This is a genomic window from Agathobaculum butyriciproducens (assembly GCA_003096535.1).
Taxonomy (GTDB): Bacteria; Bacillota; Clostridia; order Oscillospirales; family Butyricicoccaceae; genus Agathobaculum; species Agathobaculum butyriciproducens.
Genome location: QEKJ01000007.1, coordinates 75,809 through 97,291, shown reverse-complemented (window position 1 = coordinate 97,291; position 21,483 = coordinate 75,809). Strand labels below are relative to the sequence as shown.

At 55.7% G+C, this 21,483-nt stretch carries 18 protein-coding genes, 2 tRNA genes and 1 other RNA gene; 10 read left to right on the top strand and 11 right to left on the bottom strand.

The annotated features are described in order from the left end of the window. Positions 1 to 1,233: an S-layer homology domain-containing protein gene (locus tag C7386_RS07460; RefSeq protein WP_116705164.1), complete on the top strand. Its 1,233-nt coding sequence runs from the start codon at positions 1 to 3 to the stop codon at positions 1,231 to 1,233. A gap of 942 nt (positions 1,234 to 2,175) precedes the next feature. Here the strand turns inward: C7386_RS07460 and ssrS are convergent. Then, a non-coding RNA gene (ssrS, locus tag C7386_RS07455) (6S RNA) lies at positions 2,176 to 2,370 on the bottom strand. A 74-nt stretch (positions 2,371 to 2,444) separates the two neighbouring features. Then, on the bottom strand, positions 2,445 to 2,717 hold the full coding sequence (locus C7386_RS07450; RefSeq protein ID WP_110436156.1) for a DUF1292 domain-containing protein: 273 nt from the start codon (positions 2,715 to 2,717) through the stop codon (positions 2,445 to 2,447). A gap of 395 nt (positions 2,718 to 3,112) precedes the next feature. Between C7386_RS07450 and infC the strand changes: the two genes are divergently transcribed. The 4 genes from infC to C7386_RS07430 all read left to right on the top strand — a co-directional run bounded on the left by infC (position 3,113) and on the right by C7386_RS07430 (position 5,649). Continuing rightward, positions 3,113 to 3,622 carry a translation initiation factor IF-3 gene (gene infC / locus C7386_RS07445; protein WP_118360706.1) on the top strand — a complete coding sequence of 170 codons (510 nt, stop codon included), beginning with the start codon at positions 3,113 to 3,115 and terminating at the stop codon, positions 3,620 to 3,622. Between the two features lie 46 nt (positions 3,623 to 3,668). Then, positions 3,669 to 3,872, top strand: coding sequence for a 50S ribosomal protein L35 (rpmI, locus tag C7386_RS07440; protein ID WP_054327617.1), 204 nt, complete (start codon positions 3,669 to 3,671; stop codon positions 3,870 to 3,872). Positions 3,873 to 3,910: 38 nt separating this feature from the next. Continuing rightward, positions 3,911 to 4,264, top strand: a complete 354-nt coding sequence (rplT, locus tag C7386_RS07435; RefSeq protein WP_110436155.1) for a 50S ribosomal protein L20 — start codon at positions 3,911 to 3,913, stop codon at positions 4,262 to 4,264. 125 nt (positions 4,265 to 4,389) lie between these two features. Then, entirely contained in the window at positions 4,390 to 5,649 is a 1,260-nt protein-coding gene (locus C7386_RS07430) for a hypothetical protein (RefSeq protein WP_110436154.1), read from the top strand. 613 nt (positions 5,650 to 6,262) lie between these two features. On the opposite strand, the gene C7386_RS07420 is transcribed toward C7386_RS07430, so the two are convergent. From C7386_RS07420 to C7386_RS07390, 7 genes are all read right to left on the bottom strand, one after another. Next, positions 6,263 to 6,338 (bottom strand) — tRNA-Gly (locus tag C7386_RS07420). 24 nt (positions 6,339 to 6,362) lie between these two features. Next, positions 6,363 to 6,438 (bottom strand) — tRNA-Gly (locus tag C7386_RS07415). A 170-nt stretch (positions 6,439 to 6,608) separates the two neighbouring features. After that, a complete protein-coding gene (locus C7386_RS07410) occupies positions 6,609 to 7,622 on the bottom strand; it encodes an NAD(P)H-dependent glycerol-3-phosphate dehydrogenase (RefSeq protein WP_110436152.1) in 1,014 nt (337 codons plus the stop codon). Position 7,623: 1 nt separating this feature from the next. Next, positions 7,624 to 8,259: a glycerol-3-phosphate 1-O-acyltransferase PlsY gene (gene plsY / locus C7386_RS07405; protein ID WP_110436151.1), complete on the bottom strand. Its 636-nt coding sequence runs from the start codon at positions 8,257 to 8,259 to the stop codon at positions 7,624 to 7,626. A 12-nt stretch (positions 8,260 to 8,271) separates the two neighbouring features. Continuing rightward, on the bottom strand, positions 8,272 to 9,600 hold the full coding sequence (gene der, locus C7386_RS07400; RefSeq protein ID WP_110436150.1) for a ribosome biogenesis GTPase Der: 1,329 nt from the start codon (positions 9,598 to 9,600) through the stop codon (positions 8,272 to 8,274). A gap of 318 nt (positions 9,601 to 9,918) precedes the next feature. Next, positions 9,919 to 10,104, bottom strand: a complete 186-nt coding sequence (gene rpmF, locus C7386_RS07395) for a 50S ribosomal protein L32 (protein WP_110436149.1) — start codon at positions 10,102 to 10,104, stop codon at positions 9,919 to 9,921. Positions 10,105 to 10,149: 45 nt separating this feature from the next. Continuing rightward, complete coding sequence (locus C7386_RS07390) at positions 10,150 to 10,659, bottom strand: YceD family protein (RefSeq protein WP_110436148.1); 510 nt, start codon at positions 10,657 to 10,659, stop codon at positions 10,150 to 10,152. 175 nt (positions 10,660 to 10,834) lie between these two features. Here C7386_RS07390 and C7386_RS07385 point away from each other — a divergent pair, with 175 nt between their 5' ends. Continuing rightward, positions 10,835 to 11,803 carry an RluA family pseudouridine synthase gene (locus C7386_RS07385; protein ID WP_110436147.1) on the top strand — a complete coding sequence of 323 codons (969 nt, stop codon included), beginning with the start codon at positions 10,835 to 10,837 and terminating at the stop codon, positions 11,801 to 11,803. A gap of 87 nt (positions 11,804 to 11,890) precedes the next feature. On the opposite strand, the gene C7386_RS07380 is transcribed toward C7386_RS07385, so the two are convergent. Beyond that, the gene (locus tag C7386_RS07380) at positions 11,891 to 13,621 is read right to left on the bottom strand and encodes an ammonium transporter (RefSeq protein ID WP_386026903.1); all 1,731 of its coding nucleotides are present in this window, start codon (positions 13,619 to 13,621) and stop codon (positions 11,891 to 11,893) included. Between the two features lie 123 nt (positions 13,622 to 13,744). After that, on the bottom strand, positions 13,745 to 15,823 hold the full coding sequence (locus C7386_RS07375) for a glutamine synthetase III family protein (RefSeq protein WP_116705177.1): 2,079 nt from the start codon (positions 15,821 to 15,823) through the stop codon (positions 13,745 to 13,747). Positions 15,824 to 16,298: 475 nt separating this feature from the next. Between C7386_RS07375 and C7386_RS07370 the strand changes: the two genes are divergently transcribed. The 4 genes from C7386_RS07370 to C7386_RS07355 all read left to right on the top strand — a co-directional run bounded on the left by C7386_RS07370 (position 16,299) and on the right by C7386_RS07355 (position 21,467). Further along, positions 16,299 to 17,396, top strand: a complete 1,098-nt coding sequence (locus C7386_RS07370) for a class II glutamine amidotransferase (RefSeq protein WP_116705163.1) — start codon at positions 16,299 to 16,301, stop codon at positions 17,394 to 17,396. After that, positions 17,396 to 18,901, top strand: a complete 1,506-nt coding sequence (locus C7386_RS07365) for a glutamate synthase-related protein (protein ID WP_116705162.1) — start codon at positions 17,396 to 17,398, stop codon at positions 18,899 to 18,901. The genes C7386_RS07370 and C7386_RS07365 overlap by 1 nt, the downstream gene beginning before the upstream one ends. A 19-nt stretch (positions 18,902 to 18,920) precedes the next feature. Then, positions 18,921 to 19,649, top strand: coding sequence for a GltB/FmdC/FwdC-like GXGXG domain-containing protein (locus C7386_RS07360; protein ID WP_116705161.1), 729 nt, complete (start codon positions 18,921 to 18,923; stop codon positions 19,647 to 19,649). Between the two features lie 498 nt (positions 19,650 to 20,147). Beyond that, positions 20,148 to 21,467, top strand: coding sequence for a glutamine synthetase family protein (locus C7386_RS07355; protein WP_110436142.1), 1,320 nt, complete (start codon positions 20,148 to 20,150; stop codon positions 21,465 to 21,467). Positions 21,468 to 21,483 lie beyond the last annotated feature (16 nt).

Below are 21,483 nucleotides of genomic sequence, written 5' to 3'. Positions count from 1 at the left end.
ATGTCTCATCCTATCGCTCGCCGTGCCGGTATGCTTGCGCTGACTGCCGCAATGCTCATGCCGAGCGCGGGAGCATTATCCGATGTGTCCAACTGGGCGCAGGAAGGCGTTGCCGCTGCGCAGAATGCCGGTCTGGCACCTTCGTCCCTGTCCAACAGTGCCGCTTCCGGCTCTATCACCCGCGCAGAGTTCTGTGCCGTTGCGCTGAACGCCTACAAGGCTGTCAGCGGCAAGGCTGTCTATGTTTCGGGCAAAAAGCCGTTCGAGGACTGCTCAGACCCCAATGTCACCGCAGCTTACCTGCTCGGCATTGTAAAAGGCCGCACCAACGGCAACTTTGATCCGGATGCCAAGATCAGCCGCGAGGAAATGTGCACCATGCTCGACAACATCCTCGCCGCTGCCGATATCGAAGCAACTGAGATCGCCGGTGATGCCTGCATCGAGGATTACCCCGATGTAAGCATGATCAGCGATTACGCAATGCAGCCGGTCGTTACCATGGTCGATCATTCGGTCATCAACGGCATCACCGATACCAGCACGGACACCACCATTCTGGCCCCGTCCGGCACCACCACCCGTGAGCAGGCGCTGATCATGGCAAACCGCTTCTGCACCGCCTTCAAGCCGGATAAGACGCCGATTGCAGCGGTTGACGGCTCCGCTAACCTGCCGACCACCGCTGGTTCTTCCGCCTCTGCCGCAACCACCATCGCCGGTCTGCCGCAGACCGAGGCTGAGAAGATGACCTATGTTTACGGCGCAGGCAACGGCAAGTACCAGTCCGCAGCTGAGGCTGAGGCTCACATGGTAGAGATCGTGGTTCCGGTATGGCATCTGCAGTCCGACGGCACCAAGGTGGCCTCCAAGGCTTACCTGCAGGTAAACGCTTCGCTGGCTTCCATCTATCAGGCCATCTTTGAGGAGATCTTCAACGGTTCCGAGAAGTTCCCGATCTATGATGTAGGCTGCTACTCGTGGCGTACCGGCGAGCACTCGCAGGGCACCGCAGTTGATATCAACCCGGACGAGAACATGGAAGCTACCATCAACTCGGACGGTTCTCTGTCTCCGACCTGCGGCACCCACTGGACGCCGTATATTGATCCGTACTCCATCCCCGAGGGCGGCGATGTTTACAATGCCTTCACCAAGTACGGCTTCACCTGGGGCGGCAACGGCTGGCACAGCAAGCGCGACTACATGCACTTCAGCTACTTCGGCCGCTAAGCACTACATACGAAATGGCACAAGAAGGGACGGCTTATCGTTAGCCGCCCCTTATCTTTTGTGAAATTTGTGTAACTTTACAGGAATTTAATTTGCAATTTTAGAATAACATGCTATAATAATATATAGAGTAAATTAGCAAGGAGGCATGACATCATGAGAAGACTCTCTATTCCGCAGAAGCCCGACCGTCCGGACATCGACGATCTGATCTTTGGTGATGACCATAAGACGCAGAGCGAAAAGTAACCGCACTTTTTGATCGGTTCCACGCAGGGCTTGCAGAGAAACAGCAGCCGCGTGGTTTTTTTATACCTGTTTTTGAAAGGAAACATATAAAAATGGAATCATCCAGTCCCGCGTCACGGACAAAAATGTAACACCCGAAGCATTTTCAATGCCTCGGGTGTTTTCTTTTCTGTTAGTCTAGAGATTACGAACAGCGCCTGCGAATGACATATACCGTTAAATGTTATCGTAGGGCGGGGTGCTCTACGGATATAATATAAATTTCAAAGATTAAATCCGCAGGTGCTGTCTGTAATAACACGCTAACGAATTGTGCGGCACTGTTATCCCCCAGGGGACCCTCTCTTGCCCTTCGGGCAATTCACCTTGTGCCGCACCCAGCGCAGAGTTGCCCTTATGTGTAGCAGCAAAGTATCTGACACTGCGTATAGGTAAAGAAATGGGAGCACACTGTGCTCCCCTACGGTAATAAAAATCCTCTGCCGTTCCCCTATTTCGGAGCGGTCGCCGCTCTCCGATTTTCGCCAGGCTATCCCAAAGGAAAGGGGTGATTCACAAGAGGGTGGAAACCTTGGTGTCTACCCTCTTGTGCCCCTGCCGGGCAGGCAAGATTCGTTCGCTTCGCAAGCGACAAACCTTCGTATATAACGATTTAACAAACCCGAGGTTCGATTTCCGTACTCATGCAAAAAATAAAACCCCACCCTGCCGATGCAGTCCAATTAGTAACCTGCACGACTCATGCAGGTGGGTCCTCTGTTTGATACCTCTGCGCTTCCAACTTCCGTGTATACCCGGGAGGCCTGCTGCTCAGTATCAAAACTTTCCGAAGTCCCGTACTAAAAATGTGGGTTAAAAAAGGACTGCTGTCGAACAGGGCAGGATCTTACCGAAATAAAATGCTTTGCTTCCGATAACGAAGCTGCGCTGTTTACTCTTATTTTATGCTCTCGGCCGGAGAATTACTCCTCCTCTGCCTCGGCGCGTTCCATAACGATGTCGAACACTGCATCTGCAATCTCGTCATCCTCGACTGCCTCGAGCAGCTCTTCGCCGTTCTCCTCAACGATCTGCATGATAACAACCTCTGCATCCTCCTCGATGGAGATTTCTGCAGGGATAAACGCCAGATAGGTCACGCCATTATATTCCACGGTGTCGATATGCTCAAACTCGACCTCGTTGCCGTCCTCGTCGATCAGGGTTACAAAATCATTGCCGTATTCCTCGCTCATGGGTCCGGCACCTCCTTAAATTCATAGTAAAGGGGAGAAATCAGGTGTTTCCTGTCCCTTGTATTAAGCATAACAAATTATGACGTATTTGTAAAGCCTTATGTTGTGCATTCAGCACTACACTTTACACGATCATAGTATGTCTGTTACTGTAATAATCATACCAGTTAAAAAACGTGAAATAAAGCCTTGACTTTGTAAATTAATTCTGGTATAGTATTTGAGGTAACAAGGAAGAAGGCAGGTCCTCACCCGCAGCGAAGCAAACGGGTCAATAAAGCACAGAAGCCGCTTTGCGCGCTCTGCGATTTTATTCTGGAGGACGGTCATTCGATCAGTCCTTTTTCTTTTTGTCTTAAACCGATTTCGTTTGGAGGTGCTTACCAATCAGCAGCATGGAACATCAAATCAATGAAGAGATCCGCGACAAGGAAGTTCGTCTGATCGGTGACGACGGCGAACAGCTCGGCATTCTGCCTATTCAGCAGGCACAGGATATTGCCGTAGAAAAGGGCATGGATCTGGTCAAAATCGCGCCGCAGGCTAAGCCGCCTGTCTGCAAGATCATGGATTACGGTAAATTCCGCTTCGAGCAGGCAAAGCGCGAGAAGGAAGCGCGAAAGAATCAGCGTGTCGTGGAGATCAAAGAGATTCGCCTGACGCCTAATATCGACATCGGCGACCTGAACACCAAGGTAAAGAACGCTTGCCGCTTCCTGCAGGACGGCAACAAGGTCAAGGTTTCGGTTCGCTTCCGTGGCCGCGAGGTCACGCACGCGTCGCTTGGTCAGGATCTGCTCCATCGCTTCGCGGAGCTGTGCTCGGAGTGCAGCACGGTAGAAAAGCAGCCCAAGCTCGAAGGCCGCCAGATGCTGATGTTTCTGGCGCCCGCAAAGGACAAGTAAAACCAACGCGCAGATATAGCGCAAATTCAGAGAGGAGCAAAACCTTATGCCTAAGATCAAAACGCACAGCGGTGCAAAAAAGAGATTTTCCGTTACCAAGAACGGTAAGTTCAAGCGCGGTCACGTTGGCAAGCGCCACCTGCTCAACGGCCATGGCAAGACCACTAAGCTGAAGCGCCACCTCCGCAAGGAAGGCTTCGCAGATTCTACCAACGTAGCACAGCTGAAGCGTCTGCTGCCGTACAAGTAAGTTAGAAAACAACATCTTTCATATAGGAGGCAAACACAATGGCAAGAGTTAAGGGCGCAATGATGACCCGTAAAAGAAGAAAGAAGATCCTGAAGCGTGCTAAGGGTTACTGGGGTTCCAAGTCTACCCACTACCGTGTAGCTAACCAGGCCGTAATGAAGAGCCTGAAGTACGCTTACATCGGCCGTAAGCACAAGAAGCGTGACTTCCGTCGTCTGTGGATCACCCGCATCTCTGCAGCTTGCAAGACCTGCGATATCAACTACAGCCGTTTCATGAACGGTCTGAAGAAGGCTGGTATCGACCTGAACCGCAAGATGCTGGCTGACCTGGCTGTAAACGACCAGGCTGCATTCGCTGCACTGGCTGAGAAGGCTAAGGCTGCACTTTAATTGCATAACAAAAACGAGTCTGTGAAAACAGGCTCGTTTTTTTGCATTCAGCGCTCCGATCGGGACGCTGTTTTCATATTCCGCATTTCTCCGCCCTATACTGTGATGGTAAGGAGTGTGATGAAATGGGTCCATCCATTTACTTAGGCGTACAGGGCTACGGCTGCATCCGCGCCGAGGATAAAGACCGGTTTGCGCATCGGTTTCGGCAGGACGACAGCGTGCGCTGCTATGCCGTGTGCAATAAAGGCCGCTACGCCATCCAGAACCGCCTGCAGGAAGGTCAGGCGTATCATTTGACCATCCGGCAGGGAACGGTGACACAGGCCGTTCTCACCCGTCCGGATGCACAAGGCGTAATCAATGCCGTCAGCGGCAATTCCATCACGGTAGACGGCATGCACCTTCCCTGCCGCGCTGTGTTTGAAATCCGCACACGAGCCGGCGGCGCTGTCGTTCTGCCGTGCTTTCTCACCGGCCGGATCGTCGGAAGTTATGCACAGGTGTTCGGCGATGTTGCGTATATCCGGCCTGCTCCGCAGATGTATCATCCGCCGGTTCACGGTGTTCCCGGTCAGCGCACCCTGCAAAACCTGCTCAGAACCGCCTTGATGCCTGTCGGCACCGCCCTGTACGTCTACGGCGGCGGCTGGAACCGGCAGGATACCAGCTCCGGCAACACCGCTATGCACATTGGTCTGCCGCAAAGCTGGATTGACTTTTTCGACCGTCAGAACGCCTGCTATACCTACCGCAACGACAGCAATCCCGCGCACAGCTACTACCCGACCGGCGGCTGGAACCAGTACGGCTATGCCGGTCTGGATTGCTCGGGCTACCTCGGCTGGACGCTGTACAATACCCTGCATACCGAGAGTGCGTCTGTCTCCGACTGCGACGGCTATGTCGCGCCCGCCGCCGAGTTTGCCCATACGCTTTCCCAAAGAGCCTGGGGTACCCTTTCCCGTCAGGACTGCGGCAACGGCCTGCAGGAGCCGTCCTCGTTCCGTCCCGGCGATATCTTCAGCATGGACGGCCATGTGTGGCTGTGCATCGGTCCCTGCCGGGACGGCAGCATTGTCATCGTGCACTCTACGCCCTCGCCCAGTAAAACCGATTGTAAAGGCGGCGGCGTGCAGCTCAGCGCGCTCAATCCCGCGCGTGATGCGGATAAGGATTGTCAGGCGTATCGGCTTGCAGAACGCTTTATGCAACGGTACTCGAGATGGAGCGCAAGGTATCAGGCGCAGCTGCTGCCCTATTCGGTTTATGGGAAGCTGTCGGAGAATCCGCATACAGGGTTGTTCCGGTGGAATGATTTTCTATCGGATAAAGAAGGCGTTCGGGAACAGTTTGCGGAGGAGATTCTGCAAATTGAGAATTGAAAATGGAGAATGGAGAATTACGCAGCGGTAAAGCGTTGTGCGGGCGGCCAACAGCCGCCCCTGCGGTTACGCAAGGTGCAGATGGGTTACAAGCGGTGCGCCGAGGTCGCACGCTACGGTATCATCCGTTATCAAACAAAACCCGCAGATGCCGTCCATGACCACCGAGCAAACGAGTTGCGCGACACGGATATCCCCCAGGGGACCCTCTCTTGCTCTTCGGGCAATTCACCTTGTGTCGCGCCTGCGCAGAGCAGCCGGTATGTGTAGCAGTACGGAATCCGGCACTGCGCAGAGGTAAAGAAATGGGAGCACACTGTGCTCCCCTGCGGTAATAAAAATCCTCTGCTGTTCCCCTTTTTCGAAGCGGTCGCCGGTCTCTGATCTGCGCCAGACTAACAAACAAAAGGAAGTGGGAGTTAAGAGGGTAGTACTCATTTAATCCGCGCACGGCGCGGGAACAAGGTTTAGTGGCCTACGGGCAAACCTTGGTGTCTACCCTCTTGCCCCGCCGCAGGGTGCGGCGACTTCCCGCCAAAGATTGGCGCCCATTCCTCAATCTTCAGCGAACAGAAAAAGCAAAAAATCCACTTGCTTTCGCAAGTGGACTAACTGGAGCGGCTGACGAGGCTCGAACTCGCTACCTCCACCTTGGCAAGGTGGCGCTCTACCAGATGAGCTACAGCCGCATATGTGATTTTGAGAAGAAAAGGTGGAGCGGCTGACGAGGCTCGAACTCGCTACCTCCACCTTGGCAAGGTGGCGCTCTACCAGATGAGCTACAGCCGCATATTCCTTTCATCTCGCTTTTGGCTTACCGCCTCAAAGCAAGATTTATTATATCAGGTAATGTGTCCCCTGTCAACACTTTTCTTTCTTTTTTCGCAAATTTTTCCGAAATACAGAAAACCGACGGCACACACCGTCGGTTTTCTCTTTCTCTTTTCCTTTTCAGCTTCTCAGTGCACCCAGACCTCTTCGTGCTCGCCGCGACGCGGACGATTGAGCAGATGCTTGATCGCCTCCTGAGCAGGCATTCCGCCGTACAGCACAGCGTACATCGCTTCGGTGATCGGCATGGACACGCCCTGCTGCTGTGCAAGGTGATAGCCCGCCTCGGTCGCGTAATAGCCCTCGACCGTTGCGCCAACCTCCTTCATCGCCTCCTGCGCCGTTGCGCCCTTGCCGATCAGGATACCGGCACGGCGGTTGCGCGAGTGCATAGAGCAGCAGGTTACGATCAGATCGCCCACACCGGACAGACCTGCAAATGTCTCCTGCTTGGCGCCCAGCTTGACGCCCAGACGCGCGATCTCGGTCAGACCACGGGTCATGAACGCCGCCTTGGAGTTGTCGCCCAGACCCAGACCATCCGAAATACCGGCACCGAGTGCGATAATGTTCTTGAACGCACCGCCCAGCTCACAGCCGATAATGTCGGACGAGGTGTACACTCGGAAGTTGGTGTCGTTCATGAACGCCGCCTGCGTCAGCTCAGCCGCCGCACGGCTCTCCGAAGCGGCTACGATAGCCGTCGGAATGCCGCGTGCAACCTCCTCGGCGTGCGTCGGACCGGTCAGTGCAACGACCGGATTGCTGCCGTTCATCGCGTTCGAGATGGTCTCGGAGAACCGGCAGTAGCCGTGCTTGGAGTCCAGGCCCTTGCCGACGTTGACGATAACCGTATGCGGCGGCACGATCTTCGCCAGCCGCTCTGCCGTGCTCGCTACCGCGAAGGACGGCACCGCCAGCACGACCAGATCCGCTTTGGCAGCGCCGGACATGTCGGTCGTAATCTCAATACCCTCCGGAATGACAACACCCGGCAGCAGCTTCTCGTTGCAGCGCTCGCGGTGCAGCAGGTCACACTCCTCCTGCAGATAGGTCCACGAGGTTACTTCATGTCCGTTCTGGTGCAGCAGCATCGCCAGTGCGATGCCCCAACCGCCGGTACCCAGTACAAAAACCTTCATGTTACTTCTCCTCTCCGTCAGGCGATGCTTCGATCGTCTTTTTGCTCTTAAAAGAGAATTTATTTTCCGTGCCGTGCAGGATGCGTCCGATATTCGAGCGGTGCATGAAAACAACTGCCGCCGCCATGCCGAACGCCATCGCCGTCAGCACCGGATCGCGATAGAACAGCCATGTCGTGATCGGAAAGCTGACCGCGCCGAGGATCGAACCGAGCGAGATCCACTTTGTCAGCACGACCGACAGGATGAACAGCGCGAATGCAATGACGAACACGCGCCAGTCAAAAAACGCGAGCATAACCGCGCCGACCAGCACGCCCTTGCCGCCCTTAAAGCCGAAATACAGCGGAAACATGTGGCCGAGGATAACAAAAATACCCGCTGTCAGCTTGCCGACCGGACCGCCGAGCGCCCAGCCGACCGAAACCGCTGCGGCACCCTTGGCAATGTCACCGAGCAGAACGAACAGCGTCTTTTTCGCACCCATCGTGCGGTACGCGTTCGTCAGACCGGCGTTGCCGCTGCCGTAGTTGCGGATATCCTTGCCAAGCGTCACCTTGCTGACAATGATCGCAAAGCTGAGCGAGCCGAGCAGGTACGCGCACACGGCAATGATCGCAAAATGCGTAAGTGTCATGTTGCCCTCTCCTTACTGCGACTTGTCGCTGCGCTCGCGGATGACCATGCGTACCGGCGTACCGGTCAGACCGAACACCTCACGGATCTGGTTTTCCAGATAGCGCTGATAGGAGAAATGGAACAGACGCGCGTCATTGCAGAAGCAGACGAATGTCGGCGGGCAGGTGGAGGCCTGCGTCATGTAGAAGATACGCAGACGGCGGCCCTTGTCCGTAGGCGGCTGCACGCGTGCGGTTGCCTCTGCGAGAATGGCGTTGAGTCGGCCGGTCGGAATGCGCATGTGGTTCTGCTCGTATACCTCGTGGATGAGCGAGAACAGCTTATCCACACGCTGACCGGTCTGCGCGGAAATGAACAGCACCGGTGCGTACGGCATGTATGCCAGACCCTCACGGACACGCAGCGTGTACTCCTTCATGGTGGAGCCGTCCTTTTCAACCAGATCCCACTTGTTTACCACGATGATGCACGCCTTACCGGCGTTGTGCGCCTCTCCGGCCACCTTGGTGTCCTGCTCGGTAACACCTTCGGTCGCGTCAATCATGATAACGCATACATCGGCGCGCTCTACCGCCAGCAGCGAACGCATAACCGAGAATTTCTCGATCTTCTCGTCCACCTTGCTCTTCTTACGGATACCGGCGGTGTCGATGAACGTAAACTTGCCGTGCGTGTTGTCCACATCGGCATCAACACTGTCGCGGGTCGTACCGGCGATGTTGGAGACAATAACACGCTCCTCACCGAGCACGCGGTTGAGCAGACTGGACTTGCCGACGTTCGGCTTGCCGATGAGAGCCACGCGAATGCGGTCCGCGTCCTCCTCTTCCTCGTCTGCCGGCGGGAAGTATTCGTAAGCCGCATCCAGCAGCTCACCGACACCGTAGCCGTGCAGTGCGGAAATGCCGTACGGCTCGCCCAGACCGAGGTTGTAGAACTCATAAAACTCCGCCGGAGGATCACCCGGCTTGTCGCACTTGTTGACAGCCAGCACGAGCGGCTTGCCCGAGCGCAGCAGCATGGACGCAACGTCCTGATCGGCGGCAGTAATGCCGGTGCGCAGGTCGGTGATCAGAATAATGACATCCGCATGCGAGATCGCAGTCTCTGCCTGAAAGCGCATGAACTGCAGAATCTCGTTATCGTTCGACGGCTCAATGCCGCCGGTGTCGATGACGGTGAAATCACGACCGCGCCAGTCGCTGTCAGCGTACAGGCGGTCGCGGGTAACGCCCGGCGTATCCTCAACGATGGAAAGCCGCTTGCCCGCCAAGCGGTTGAACAGCTGCGACTTGCCGACGTTTGGACGGCCGACGATCGCAACAATAGGCTTTGCCATAAATTTCCCCTCCTTTAAGGTCAGTTTAAGACATTTGCAAACAAATTGCAAGCAAGAAATTCGTTAAAACCGCGCGTCAGCGCGCATTCAATAGAATTTCCGCAGAAAATTCACAAAAAGCCGCAGCATATATGTGGCTTTTGATACAAGAAAGCAAATCAGTATGCCCGCAAGGACGCGCTGATTTGCGCCCGGAACATATCCGAGCCGTGCTCGGTACGTCCCCCTCGATGCAAAGGCGAACCTTTTCATCGAAACCTGAAAAAAAATGGAGAAAGCTATCCGGCCTTCTCCATTTTTCCTGTTCTGTTTTAAGGCTTACGCTTCCTTAACGGACTTAACCTCACGACCGTTGTAATAGCCGCAGGCCTTGCACATTCTGTGCGCCAGCTTCATCTCGCCGCACTTCGGGCACTTAGCCATGCCGGGCAGAGAGAGCTTCCAGTGGGAGTTACGACGCTTGTCGCGGCGTGCCTTAGAAATTTTACCCTTAGGTACTGCCATGTTGGATACACCTCCTACTCTATCGTCTTATTTTTCAATACGAACTCATTCGCCCTTGTCGGAATCGAGCAGGGCGCGCAGCGCGGCAAATCGCGGATCGATCTGCTTTTTATCGCAATCGCAGTCGGTCACATTGCGGTCGGCGCCGCAGTGCGGACAGAGGCCTTTACAGTCCTCTTTGCACAGATAGGTCATCTGTACCTGCAGGATCAATGCCGGCACCAATACGTCCGCAGGATCCACGCTGTCGCTGGTCAGCACAAAAAGATCGTCCTCTTCCTCCGCCTCGGGGTCATCCGAGAGCATCATATCGGCCTCGGCTGAGAGCGGAATCTCGAGCGGTTTCAGGCAGCGTGCACATTCGGTGGAGTAGATCGTTTCGATCGAACCCGCCAGTCTCACAACACCGCTTTCATTGGAAACCACGCCTTTGATGTGGACAGGGCTTTGAAACGGCTTCGCGCCATAGAGCTTTTCGTCCGTCAGGTCGATCGTTTCATCGAACGGAATCGACGCATGTGCAGACGTGTTCAGCTTTTTTAAGTCAATCTTCATGTCAACCTCACATGGTACTAAGATAGTATACTACAAACAATCGGTCTTTGTCAACCAAAAAATCTACAAAACACGGTATTTTTCCGAACTGTCCGCCCGCACTTTTCTTTTTTCGGAAAATGCGGTATACTGGTTTCACCCAAACGGGCAAATCAACGGAAAAGGATACCCTGCCTTGAGAGAATATTATATCACAAAAAACGACAGCGGACAACGTCTGAATAAATTTTTAGAGAAAGCTGTGCCGCTTTTATCCGGCGGCATGATGCACAAATACCTGCGATTAAAGCGCATCAAGGTCAATAACAAGCGCACTGAAGCTGCCTACAAGCTCGCCGAGGGCGATTCCGTGCAGCTTTACCTCAATGACGAATATTTTGACGCACCCAAGGAGGAAGAAGCCTTCCGCCGCATCAAAACACCGCGCGTGCGCGTCGTGTACGAGGACGAGCACATCCTGCTGGCGGATAAGGCGCCGGGCATGGTCGTTCACGCAGATGAGCACGGCGACACGGATACGCTCATCGCACACATTCAGGCGTACCTGTTTCAGTCCGGTGCGTGGAATCCGGATGATGCCGCGTCATTTGCACCAGCCCTGTGCAACCGTATCGACCGCAACACCGGCGGCATCGTCATCGCGGCAAAGACCGCTGAAGCGCTGCGCATATTAAATGATAAGATCAAGGACCGCGAGATGGAAAAGCGGTATCTGTGCATCGTGCACGGCAGACCCAAGCCGCCTGAGGGACTGATCGAGAATTATCTCCGCCGTGATGAAAAGCGCAAGCAGGTCACGCTGCACAGGACCCGCGTGCCGGGTGCCAAGACCGCACGCACACGCTACCGCACGCTCACGTCGCACGGCAGACTGTCGCTCGTGGAGTGTGAACTGCTGACCGGCCGTACGCACCAGATCCGCGCACATATGGCGTCCATCGGCTGCCCGCTGCTCGGTGACGGCAAATACGGCACGAACGAACTCAACCGTCCCTACGGCGAGACCGGTCAGGCGCTCTATGCCTATTCCCTCACCTTCCGATTCGCGCAGGACGCGGGAGCCTTGCAGTACCTCAACGGGAAAACCTTTAAGGTTAAAGATATTCCGTTCGTGAAGAAGTATTTTCCGAATTTCAAGCCGTGAGTACTGGAAAGCGGAAAATGAACACAACGGTTTCATTCCGCAAAAAGAAAACGCTGAGCCACCGCTCAGCGTTTTCCTTTATACGATTTAGTTATCGTCCTGCAGGGCATCAAAGCCTTCTGCGCCGGTACGAACCTTTACGACGTTCTCCACATCGTAAACGAAGATCTTGCCGTCACCGATATGACCGGTATACAGAACCTTCTTGACCGTTTCAACAACGGTTTCAACCGGAACCTTGGATACAACAACCTCCATCTTCAGCTTGGGCAGCAGGGTTACGTCAACCTCAGCGCCGCGGTAATACTCGGGAGCGCCCTTCTGTACGCCGCAGCCGACTACGTTGGTCACAGTCATGCCGGATACGCCGATGGATGCCAGTGCTTCCTTGAGCACCTCAAACTTGGACTGCTTTGCAATAATAACGATCTTGCTGAGCTTATGCTCGTGCGAAGCGCCCTCGGTCGTCACCTTGGTGACCGGAACAGCCTTCTCGACTGCTACCGGGATGGTATCCTTGATCTTTGCAGCAGTTTCGCCAGCCTTGGTGCCCAGAACAGTAGGAACGACCGGCATAAAATCTGCGTATGCGGAGGACAGGCCATGCTCAGGCTTATCCAGACCCATGATCTCCTCAGCCTCGCTTACGCGCAGGCCGATGGTGTGCTTGATAACATTGAATACGATGGTCATGGTGATCGCAACCCAAGCGATGACTGCGACTACGCCGAGAACCTGAATGCCGAAGAAGTGGAAGCCGCCGCCGTAGAATACGCCGAGAGGCTCAACTTCTGTACCGTTGTAGTAAGCGAACAGGCCGGTAAGGATGGTGCCCAGTGCGCCGTTGATGCAGTGCACGCCAACAGCGCCGACCGGATCATCGACCTTGAGCTTCTGATCGACAAATTCGATGCCGAATACAACGGCAAAGCCTGCGCAGATACCGATGATAACCGAACCGAACGGAGTAACCACATCGCAGCCTGCGGTGATGGCTACCAGACCTGCCAGAGAGCCGTTCAGCGTCATGGAAACGTCCGGCTTCTTGTAGCGGATCCAGGTGATGCACATAACGGTAACGGTTGCAACAGCAGCTGCCATGTTGGTGGTTACAAATACACGGGATGCAACCTCAGCACCGCCGCCCGACAGAGCAACGGTAGAACCGCCGTTGAAGCCGAACCAGCAGAACCACAGGATGAAGCAGCCGAGAGCGCCGAGCGTCAGGGAGTGACCCGGGATTGCACGAGCCTTGCCGTCCTTGGTGTACTTACCGATACGGGGACCGAGGATAGCTGCACCGATCAGAGCGGCAACGCCGCCGACCATATGTACCGCCGTGGAGCCTGCGAAATCATGGAAGCCAAGCTCTGCGAGCCAGCCGCCGCCCCAGATCCAGTGACCGGAAACCGGGTAAATGACCGCAGAAATAATCATCGAGTAAATGCAGTATGCAGAGAATTTGGTGCGCTCTGCCATCGAACCGGAAACGATGGTCGCGGCAGTCGCACAGAATACGGTCTGGAAGATCAGGGTCGTCCAGTCGTAGCCCTCACCGACAACGCCGTCAGCGAAGAAATCAAAGCCGCCAAAGAACGGGCTTGCCGCGCCGAACATGATGCCGAAGCCGAGGATCCAGAAGATCGGCGTGCCGAGCGAGAAGTCCATCAGGTTCTTCATAATGATGTTGCCGGCATTCTTTGCTCTGGTGAAGCCGGTCTCAACCATTGCGAAGCCGGCCTGCATGAAGAATACCAGCGCCGCCGCAACGAGTGTCCAGCCTATGTCCATCGACGTAGCAAGTTCCATGATATCCATTTTTAATAACCCCCTTGGAAATAGAAACGGCGTATATCTCCACCGCCCCGAAGAAACAGTGGAAATACACGCCATTGTGTATAGAAATATATTTTCTAACGAATGTAATTGATGTCTGCTCTATTAAACGTAGAACAGAATGTCGGAGTAGGTCGGGAACGGCCAGAACTTCTTGCCTACCAGACCCTCCAGCTTGTCGGCCGGTGCACGGACTTCGTCCATCGCGGAGATGACAACATCGTGGTAGTAATGTGCTGCCTTTTCGTTGTCGTCGGTCGGAACGGCTGCAATAGCCTCGTCGAGCGCTGCGCTCTTGGTGTACAGCTCCTCGGTCAGCTCGGAAACCTTGCCCAGCAGACCTGCCTCCATGCCGCCGGTAACGCCTGCTGCCTTCTTGGCATTGACGGTGCCTGCCAGCTCGTTTTCAAATGCGATGCACGCCGGAGTGATCTCCTCGCGTACCATGTCGCTCATGGTCATAGCCTCGATGTGCAGGATCTTGTTGTACTCCTCAAGCTGGGTCTCCATACGGGAATAGATCTCCGCAGAGGTGTAAACATTGTGCTTTGCGAACAGGTCGAGGTTCTTCTGGTCAACGTAATGCGGGAATGCATCTGCCGCGCTCTTGAAGTTGAGCAGGCCGCGCTTCTCCGCCTCGGCAACCCAGGACTCGTCGTAGCCGTTGCCGTTGAAGATGATGCGCTTGTGCGCCTTGATCTCGCGCTTTACGAGTGCCATCAGCGCCTTCTCAAAGTCCTCGGCGCCCTCCAGTTCGTCAGCGAACTGGCGGAGCTCCTCAGCGACTGCGGTGTTCAGCATAACGTTTGCGCATGCGATGTTGACCGCAGAGCCCAGCGAACGGAACTCGAACTTGTTGCCGGTGAAGGCGAACGGAGAGGTACGGTTGCGATCGGTGGTGTCCTTCGGAATCACCGGCAGAACCGCAGCGCCCAGATCCATCTTGGTCTTGTAAACGTCGGTGTAGTCCTCGCCGGACTCGATGGAATCCAGAATAGCCTGCAGCTCGTCGCCGATGAACATGGAGATGATCGCCGGAGGCGCCTCGTTCGCGCCCAGACGGTGATCGTTGCCGGCAGAAGCGACGGAAATGCGGAGCAGATCCTGATATTCGTCAACAGCCTTGATAACGGCGGTCAGAAACAGGATGAACTGGGTGTTTTCGCTCGGGTTCTTGCCCGGCTCGAGCAGGTTCTCGCCTGCATCGGTGGAAATCGACCAGTTGTTGTGCTTGCCGGAGCCGTTTACGCCTTCAAACGGCTTCTCATGCAGCAGGCAGGTGAAACCGTGCTTCTGTGCCACCGTGCGCATGACCTCCATGGTCAGCTGATTGTGGTCAGTAGCGATGTTGGTGGTGGAGAAGATCGGCGCCATCTCGTGCTGGCACGGTGCAACCTCGTTATGCTTGGTCTTGGAGAGGATACCCAGCTTCCACAGTTCCTCGTCAAGATCCTTCATGAAGGCAGCTACACGCGGACGGAGTGCGCCAAAGTAGTGATCGTCCATCTCCTGACCCTTCGGGGGCATTGCGCCGAACAGAGTGCGGCCGGTGAAGATCAGGTCCTTGCGCTTCGTGTAATCCTTGCGGTCGATCAGGAAGTACTCCTGCTCCGGGCCTACGGTGGTGGTTACACGCTTAACATCCTTGCCGAACAGCTTGAGGATGCGGCACGCCTGTGTGCTGATGGCGTCCATCGAGCGCAGCAGCGGCGTCTTCTTATCGAGGATCTGACCGGTGTAGGAGCAGAATGCGGTCGGAATGTAAAGGGAACCATCCTTTACAAATGCGTAGCTGGTCGGGTCCCATGCGGTGTAGCCGCGTGCCTCGAAGGTTGCGCGCAGACCGCCGGACGGGAAGGACGATGCGTCCGGTTCGCCCTTGATCAGCTCCTTGCCGGAGAACTCCATCATCACATGACCGTCGTCGGTCGGAGAGATGAACGAGTCGTGCTTCTCGGCGGTGATGCCGGTCATCGGCTGGAACCAGTGCGTGTAATGGGTTGCCCCCTTGCTGATCGCCCAGTCCTTCATTGCCGTTGCAACAACAGCAGCAACATCGGCGTCAATCGCGGTGCCCTCGCGCATGGTCTTCTTCAGCTTCTTGTAAACGTCCTTGGGAAGACGTTCTTTCATCACAGTGTCGCTAAACACCATGCTGCCGAACAGCTCGGGAACATTCGTAATGCTCATGAATGGTTCGCTCCTTACATATGTTAATTTTAATAGCAAACAAACTGAATAAAACAAAACAGGCGCTGCGGGTCGTGTGCCCACAGCGCCTTTGCTGTTTACACTTTGCATTATAGCCGTCCTGCCTTGCTTTGTCAAGGGAGATTATGGTGTTTTTTTCATTTCCGGAAGATTTGCTACAACATACTTAATTTTCGCTTGTCCGCACCGTCACTTCCTGTGCAAAATGTGAAAATTCACTTTTTTATGTTCTTTGCGCTTGACGATTCCCGGTTCCCTGCTATAAAATATGAAGCGAACAAAGGTGTTCGCCATAGCTGAGGATTTAAGGCTTTTGATCCTCTGCTGCGGCGAGCACCTTTTTATTTTGTTAAGCAGCCGGTACATATCGCCTTCTATCTGAAAGCACCCGCCGAAGCCTGCTTCTCTGAATCCGTAATTTCAGCGCAACATATAAGGAGGAAGCACCATGTTACAAAAAGAAGGGCAAGTCCGCATCCCCGCAGGCTGCGCGATCTCCGGTATCTTCCACAAGGACGGCACCCGTGAGAACGGCACCCGCATTATCGACTCTATCCGCACCATGCACGATCGTTCCAACGGCCTGGGCGGCGGCTTTGCCGGCTACGGCATCTACCCTGAATACGCCGACTACTATGCGTTCCATGTATTCTATGATACGCAGGCGGCTAAAGAAGAGTGCGAGCGCGAAATCGAGCGTCACTTTGACATTGTAAACCTGTCCAAGATCCCGACACGCCAGCATCCGCGCATCACGGATGCCCCGATGATCTGGCGCTACTTCGTTACGCCCCTGCCGACCAAGCTGGCAGCCAGCCAGCTCGAGGAGCGTGAGTTCACCTCCCGCTTTGTCATCCGCATCAATCACACGCTGAACGGCGCTTACATCTTCTCCTCCGGCAAGAACATGGGCGTTTTCAAGGCAAACGGCTTTCCCGAGGACGTCGGCGAGTACTACATGCTGGAAAACTACGAGGCCTACTCCTGGACCTGCCACGGCCGTTATCCGACCAACACACCGGGCTGGTGGGGCGGCGCGCACCCGTTTGCGCTGCTCGATACCACCGTTGTCCACAACGGCGAGATTTCCTCTTATGATGCAAACCGCCGCTTCATTGAGATGTTCGGCTACTCGTGCGATCTGCTGACCGACACCGAGGTTATCACCTACATTATTGATTACCTTGGCCGCAAGCTGGGCATGACGTACAGCGAGATTGCAAATGTCATTGCGGCTCCGTTCTGGTCCACCATCGAAAAGCAGGAGCCCAAAGAGCGCGAGCGCCTGACCTATCTGCGCAATGCCTTCGCTTCGCTGATGGTTACCGGTCCGTTCTCCATTCTGGTCGGCTACACCGGCGGCCTGATGGCACTCAACGACCGACTCAAGCTGCGCAGCATGGTTGTCGGCGAAAAGGACGACACCGTATACATCGCCTCCGAGGAATGCGCGATCCGCGTCATCCAGCCTGAGCTGGATAAGCTGTGGGCGCCCAAGGGCGGCGAGCCGGTCATCGTTAATCTGAAGAACGGAGGGAACCAGTAATGGCTATCGATTTCTTATATCCGCAGTATGAGGTCGTCCGCAACAACGACCGCTGCATCAACTGCCGCGCCTGCGAGCGTCAGTGCGCGAACGAAGTACACTTTTGGGACGCCGACAACAACCGCATGCAGGCGGACGAGTCAAAATGCGTAGCCTGCCACCGCTGCGTGGCGCTGTGCCCGACCCGTGCCCTTAAAATCGTAAAGACCGACCACACGTTCCGTGAGAACGCCAACTGGACCGGCAAGGCGATCTCCGAGGTTTACCGCCAGGCAGGCTCGGGCGGCGTGCTGCTGTCCTCGATGGGCAACCCGGACCCGCACCCCATCTACTGGGATAAAATTCTCATCAACGCTTCGCAGGTTACCAATCCGTCCATCGACCCGCTGCGCGAGCCGATGGAGACCAAGACCTTCCTCGGCAAAAAGCCGGGCAAGATTGAGCGTGACGAGAACGGCAATCTGGTTCCCAATCTGGCACCGCAGCTGGAGCTCAACCTGCCGATCATGTTCTCCGCAATGAGCTACGGCTCGATCTCCTACAACGCACATGCCGCACTCGCACGCGCTGCAAGCGCGCTCGGCACCTATTATAATACCGGTGAAGGCGGTCTGCATCAGGACTTCTACCAGTACGGCCCGCACACCATCGTGCAGGTTGCATCCGGCCGTTTCGGCGTACATAAGGATTACCTCGAAGCCGGTGCTGCTATTGAAATCAAGATGGGTCAGGGCGCAAAGCCGGGTATCGGCGGCCATCTGCCCGGACTCAAGGTCGGCCCGGATATCTCCAAGACCCGTATGATCCCGGAGGGCACGGACGCGATCTCTCCGGCGCCGCATCATGATATCTACTCCATCGAGGACCTGCGTCAGCTGGTTTACTCGCTGAAGGAGGCTACCGAATATAAGAAGCCGGTTATGGTCAAGATTGCAGCCGTAAATAATGTAGCAGCAGTCGCTTCCGGCGTGGCCCGCTCGGGTGCAGACATCATCTGCATCGACGGCTACCGCGGCGGCACCGGCGCGGCTCCGACCCGCATCCGCGACAACGTCGGCATCCCGATCGAGCTGGCGCTCGCCGCTGTCGATCAGCGTCTGCGCGACGAGGGCATCCGTGATGAGGTTTCGGTCGTTGTCGGCGGCTCCATCCGCAACTCCGCCGATCTGCTCAAGGCCATCGCGCTCGGCGCGGATGCATGCTACATCGGCACCGCGGCTCTGCTAGCAATGGGCTGTCACCTGTGCCGCACCTGCCAGACCGGCAAGTGCAACTGGGGCATTGCAACCCAGCGTCCGGAGCTGGTCAAGCGCCTGAATCCGGATATCGGCTCCCAGCGTCTCATCAACCTGCTCACTGCATGGGATCACGAGCTCAAGGAAATGATGGGCGGCATGGGCATCAACTCCATCGAGGCACTGCGCGGCAACCGTCTTATGCTGCGCGGCATCAGTCTGACCGACCGTGAGCTGAACATCCTCGGCATCAAGCACGCAGGCGAATAAGCACAGGAGGTGCGCGAAAATGACAACTGTACAGGCAGGACTTACCTATTATAAACAAGTAAACGAGCAGATCCGCGCAGCGCAGGACAGCGAGATCACGGTTGAAAACGTGATCGGCCAGCGCTACATCGGCTGCGGCTCCACCGACCGCAAGATCACCGTGCACGGCACGGCAGGCAACGGTCTCGGTCAGTATCTGAACGGCTCCACCATTGAGGTCTTCGGCAACGCGCAGGAGGCCGTCGGTGACACCATGAACGCCGGTGAGATCGTTGTGCACGGCAGTGTCGGCGATGCCTGCGGCTACGCGATGCGCGGCGGCAAGATCTATATCAAGGGCGACTGCGGCTACCGCGCCGGCATCCACATGAAGGCCTACCAGCAGCACTTCCCTGTTATGGTAGTCGGCGGCAAGGCAGGTTCGTTCCTCGGCGAGTATCTCGCCGGCGGTCTCATTCTTGTGCTCGGCATCGGTCAGAACGGCGCGTATCCGGTCAACAATTTCTGCGGAACCGGTATGCACGGCGGCAAAATTGTGTTAAGATGTGATAAAGCACCGACCGATCTGCCGCGTCAGGTCCTCGTGAGCGAGGTCTCCGAGGACGATATGACCGAATTTGCACCGTATATCAAGGAATACGCGCAGCTGTTCGGTGCAGACGCGGAAAATCTGCTTTCGCAGAAGTATTTCGTCCTCACGCCGAACCCGGAGGCTGGGTATAAGCAGCTTTATACCTTCGAGGCGTAATCCCGCTTTGCGGAATGATCTCCATTCGTGAGATTTTCGCTTACGAAGCGAACGTAACTTGCCTGCCCGGCAGGGGCACAAGAGGGTAGACACCAAGGTTTGCCCGTAGGCCACTAAACCTTTTTCCCGCGCTGTGCGCGGATTTAATGAGTGCGTACCCTCTTGTGAATCACCCTTTTCCTATCATAACACGGCGAAAATCGGAGAGGCGAGACCGCTGCGAAAAGGAGAACGGCAGTCGGGTTACCATTGCGTGTCTTTCGTGAAATATTCGCAGTTCACAGATAGCTTACTGCTACACCGGTGGTTTCATCTACGCAGGCGCGACATACCCGTGTCGCACAACTCGTTTATCTGGAGATTGTGGACGGCACCTGCGAATTGCACCTATCTGTCAACTCCTATCTCTTCACTCCTAACTCCTACCTTACACCAACTCTTCACTCTCCACTCTTCACTCTGAAGAAAATCTTTCATTCTTAAAGGAGGTATGACTTTATGGACACCACCATGAGCGAAGTCGTACAATTTATTCAGGAGAACGACGTAAAGTTCATTCGTCTTGCGTTTTGCGATATTTTCGGCAACCAGAAGAACATCGCCATCATGCCGACCGAGCTGGAACGCGCCTTCGAGCAGGGCATCCACTTCAACGCGGCGGCGCTGCGCGGCTTTCTCAATGTAGAAGCGTCTGATCTGCTGCTGTTTCCCGATCCGGCAACGCTTTCCGTTCTGCCGTGGCGGCCGGCTCAGGGCCGTGTAGTGCGCTTTTACTGCGACATTCGCTATCCGGACGGCACGCCGTTCGAGGGCGACGGCCGTCATTTGCTGCGTGAGGCCAACCGCCGTGCGCGCCGCGCAGGCTACTCGCTGACCATGGGCACGGCAAGCGAGTTTTACCTGTTCGAGCTGGATGAAAACGGCCATCCAACCACCATTCCGCACGATCACGGCGAGTATTTCGATGTAGCGCCGCTCGACAAGGCGGAAAACGTGCGCCGTCAGATCTGCCTGACGCTTGAGGAGATGAACATCCAGCCGGAGTCCTCGCACCACGAGCAGGGTCCCGGCCAGAACGAGGTTGACTTCCGCTACGCCGAAGCCCTTGAAGCAGCCGACAATTTTGTCACCTTCAAGTGGGTTGTCAAGTCCATGGCGTCTTCAAGCGGCTTGTTTGCGTCCTTCCTGCCCAAGCCGCTCCCGCATGCGCCGGGCAGCGGACTGCATCTGTCTGTTTCGATAAACAAAAACGGCAAGAATCTGTTCCAACCCTCGTTTGAAGAATCTGCCGAGGGCCAGAGCTTTGTGGCGGGCATTCTGCAGCGTGCTGCCGAGATGACCATCTTCTGCAATCCGCTCACCAACTCGTTCCAGCGTCTGGGCGAGTTTGAAGCGCCCAAGTACATCACCTGGTCGCATCAGAACAGCCGTCCGCTCATCACCGTGCCGCTCTCCGAAGACAGCACGGCGCACCGCTTCAAGCTGCGTGCGTTCGACGGCTGCATCAACCCGTACATCGTATTTGCGCTGCTCATCCACGCCGGTCTGGACGGCATCGAGCAGGGACTGCCCCTGCCGCCCGCCTGCGACGAAAACCTGTTCACCGCCTCCGACGAGGTACGCGCCCGTTACAAGACTCTGCCCGGCGCTCTGTGCGATGCGATCCGCATCGCCAAGGACAGCGACTTTATCACCAAGTACCTGCCCGAAAAGGCACGCACGGCCTTTTTCGCGGCCAAGCAGGCCGAACACGACCGCATCGTGCTTGCCGACGACCGCACGGCTGCCGAACGCTCCCTCTATTTTGAACGCTACTAATCCCACATAATACCGT

Coding starts and splice junctions, on each gene's coding strand:
- C7386_RS07450 (WP_110436156.1), bottom strand. CDS start 2,717: ATGAGCGAGGAATACGGCAATGATTTTGTAACCCTGATCGACGAGGAC.
- C7386_RS07460 (WP_116705164.1), top strand. CDS start 1: ATGTCTCATCCTATCGCTCGCCGTGCCGGTATGCTTGCGCTGACTGCC.
- plsY (WP_110436151.1), bottom strand. CDS start 8,259: ATGACACTTACGCATTTTGCGATCATTGCCGTGTGCGCGTACCTGCTC.
- C7386_RS07390 (WP_110436148.1), bottom strand. CDS start 10,659: ATGAAGATTGACTTAAAAAAGCTGAACACGTCTGCACATGCGTCGATT.
- der (WP_110436150.1), bottom strand. CDS start 9,600: ATGGCAAAGCCTATTGTTGCGATCGTCGGCCGTCCAAACGTCGGCAAG.
- C7386_RS07380 (WP_386026903.1), bottom strand. CDS start 13,621: ATGGATATCATGGAACTTGCTACGTCGATGGACATAGGCTGGACACTC.
- C7386_RS07355 (WP_110436142.1), top strand. CDS start 20,148: ATGGACACCACCATGAGCGAAGTCGTACAATTTATTCAGGAGAACGAC.
- infC (WP_118360706.1), top strand. CDS start 3,113: ATGGAACATCAAATCAATGAAGAGATCCGCGACAAGGAAGTTCGTCTG.
- rpmI (WP_054327617.1), top strand. CDS start 3,669: ATGCCTAAGATCAAAACGCACAGCGGTGCAAAAAAGAGATTTTCCGTT.
- C7386_RS07430 (WP_110436154.1), top strand. CDS start 4,390: ATGGGTCCATCCATTTACTTAGGCGTACAGGGCTACGGCTGCATCCGC.
- C7386_RS07410 (WP_110436152.1), bottom strand. CDS start 7,622: ATGAAGGTTTTTGTACTGGGTACCGGCGGTTGGGGCATCGCACTGGCG.
- rplT (WP_110436155.1), top strand. CDS start 3,911: ATGGCAAGAGTTAAGGGCGCAATGATGACCCGTAAAAGAAGAAAGAAG.
- C7386_RS07360 (WP_116705161.1), top strand. CDS start 18,921: ATGACAACTGTACAGGCAGGACTTACCTATTATAAACAAGTAAACGAG.
- rpmF (WP_110436149.1), bottom strand. CDS start 10,104: ATGGCAGTACCTAAGGGTAAAATTTCTAAGGCACGCCGCGACAAGCGT.
- C7386_RS07365 (WP_116705162.1), top strand. CDS start 17,396: ATGGCTATCGATTTCTTATATCCGCAGTATGAGGTCGTCCGCAACAAC.
- C7386_RS07370 (WP_116705163.1), top strand. CDS start 16,299: ATGTTACAAAAAGAAGGGCAAGTCCGCATCCCCGCAGGCTGCGCGATC.